Origin of the sequence: Bradyrhizobium sp. Leo170 (genome assembly GCF_004296405.1) — a bacterium.
In the GTDB taxonomy this organism is placed as follows: domain Bacteria; phylum Pseudomonadota; class Alphaproteobacteria; order Rhizobiales; family Xanthobacteraceae; genus Bradyrhizobium.
Genome location: NZ_PSRR01000642.1, coordinates 1 through 2,070, shown reverse-complemented (window position 1 = coordinate 2,070; position 2,070 = coordinate 1). Strand labels below are relative to the sequence as shown.

The 2,070-nt window shown below is 64.2% G+C and carries 2 protein-coding genes and 1 tRNA gene; 2 read left to right on the top strand and 1 reads right to left on the bottom strand.

Annotated features, from left to right (window positions below):
• Nucleotides 1-242: 242 nt before the first annotated feature.
• Nucleotides 243-318: transfer RNA gene (locus CWO89_RS43500), tRNA-Thr, on the top strand.
• A gap of 151 nt (nt 319-469) precedes the next feature.
• On the opposite strand, the gene CWO89_RS43495 is transcribed toward CWO89_RS43500, so the two are convergent.
• A complete protein-coding gene (locus CWO89_RS43495) occupies nt 470-1,519 on the bottom strand; it encodes a polysaccharide deacetylase family protein (protein WP_130584306.1) in 1,050 nt (349 codons plus the stop codon).
• Nucleotides 1,520-1,773: 254 nt separating this feature from the next.
• Between CWO89_RS43495 and CWO89_RS43490 the strand changes: the two genes are divergently transcribed.
• Entirely contained in the window at nt 1,774-1,986 is a 213-nt protein-coding gene (locus CWO89_RS43490) for a hypothetical protein (protein ID WP_130584305.1), read from the top strand.
• Nucleotides 1,987-2,070 lie beyond the last annotated feature (84 nt).

Here is a 2,070-nt window from a genome sequence, read left to right as displayed (position 1 = left end):
CCGATTCCGGCCGTGATTCCCATCGTCCGCGCCCCCGACGACCCCGGGATCGAGGAAGACGGCACCCGCGACGAATTTTCCGAGCAAATCGGCCCGCCCAAGGCCCAAGCCGGCGGCTGGCGCGGGTTTCTGTCCCGCTGGGGGAGCTGAGGCGCGGTCAAATGACCGCGTCAACCTTGCCAATCGAGGCCACGCCCGATATCAGTGCGCACGCGCTTTCCGGCCAGTCGCCGAACGGGTCCGCCGCAATAGCTCAGTTGGTAGAGCACGTCATTCGTAATGACGGGGTCGGGGGTTCGAGTCCCTCTTGCGGCACCATCGCTCAGCATTCCCGCGACGAACTCAGCGGTGAGCGTCCGCTGCGCGCATTTCGTGATCCCTTCCATATGACCCGCCGCCCGTAAAAACGTGGATGGCCGGGACGAGCCCGGCCATGACGACGAACGCGGATAGGACGCTATTCGACCAGCTACTGCTGCGAAACGGTCTGCACCACGCTGGAGAGCGGACGCGCGCTCACGGCGGGGACCTTCATGTCCTTGACCATGAGGGCATCGTATTCGGGCAGGGTTTCCAGCGGCTCCTTCGCCTTCATCTGGACCACCTTGTAGCCGCCGGCCTTCAGGCGACGCAGCAGCGTCGGCAGGGCTTGCGCGGTGTGCTTTTGCAGGTCGTGCATCAGGATGATGCCCTTGCCCTGCTTATCCAGCTTGGTCATGACGGTCTGGATCACCTGGTCAGCCGAGCTGGACTTGAAGTCCAGGGAATCGACGTCGACGGAGAACATCGCGATATTCCGGCTGGCCAGATGCGCGATTGTCGCTTGGGTGTGGGCGAGCGCCGGGAAGCGGAAGAACGGCGAGGGCGCGGTGCCGAGCGCCATCTTCACGGCGCTGAATCCCTTTTCGATCTCGTCCTTGGCCTGCTGCTCCGTCAGCTTCTTGCTGTCGAGATGCGCATGCGACCAAGTATGCGCGCCGACCGTGTGGCCGGCGGCGGCGACCTGCTTCAGGATCTCCGGATGATAGGTGGTGTGCAGGCCGATCGGGAAGAACAGTCCCTTGGTGCATTCGTCCGCGAGCGCCTTCAGAACCGCCGGCGTGGTCGGCCACGGGCCGTCGTCGAAGGTCAGCACGACCTCCTTGTCGGTCAGGAAGTCGAATTGCTTGTACTGCAGGAAGCCGAAGCCCGGTCCGCCCGTGGTGTCGATGACGACGGTGCGGCTGACGCCGAGCGCATCGGGATTGGCGCAGGTGGATTTCGCCTGCATCGGCGCGGGTGCCGGTGCGGGAGCAGGCGCCGGGGCGGCAGCCGCCTGTTTGGACACCGTGGCGGTGGTCTCGACGTCGTCCCTGGCGGCCGATTTCGCGGCGGCTGGCGGCAGCGAATCCGCCGGCCGGGCGGCGACGGTTTGCGGCGGGGCCGCATCGGCCCGCGGCGCAGCAGTCCAGAACCACACTCCGGCGATCACGACCGCCGCAACAACAACGGCCAGCATCAGGCCTATCGGATTACGCATCGCTACTCTCTTGGGAAACTTGGGGCTCGCTCGTAACGATCCATTAGTGCCAACGAGGTCTTAACGCGATCCCAACGCGCCCCGCTTTGGCGAAGAAAATTCGGCCTTTGTTCTGCGTGATGATCATCACATCCGTTCGCCGCGACGTTTGGCCGGAACTGGGCCGCGGGTGCGGTTGTTTGAACCTTCTTCAGCGTGAGGCAACAATATAGAACGCCGTTGTCTCGCCTATTGCCAATACGAAGGCTTGAGAAATGACCAGATTGCTGTTCGTGATTCCGCTGCTTCTGGCGGCATCCGCGGCCTCGGCGCAGCAGCAGGGGCGGGAGGCCTGTACACGCGACGCGTCGCGGTTCTGCCGGCCGTATCTCGACAAGGGCGATGATGCTGTGCTGGCCTGCCTGAAGGAGCACCGTGGCCGCCTCACCAAGGCGTGCCAACAGACGCTGACCACTCACGGGCAGTAACGGCAAGTAGTTCGTAGCCCGGGTGGAGCGGAACGCGTAACCCGGGACAGGCGCATCAATGTCCAGGGTCTGTTGGGATTCATC

Coding starts and splice junctions, on each gene's coding strand:
- CWO89_RS43495 (WP_130584306.1), bottom strand. CDS start 1,519: ATGCGTAATCCGATAGGCCTGATGCTGGCCGTTGTTGTTGCGGCGGTC.
- CWO89_RS43490 (WP_130584305.1), top strand. CDS start 1,774: ATGACCAGATTGCTGTTCGTGATTCCGCTGCTTCTGGCGGCATCCGCG.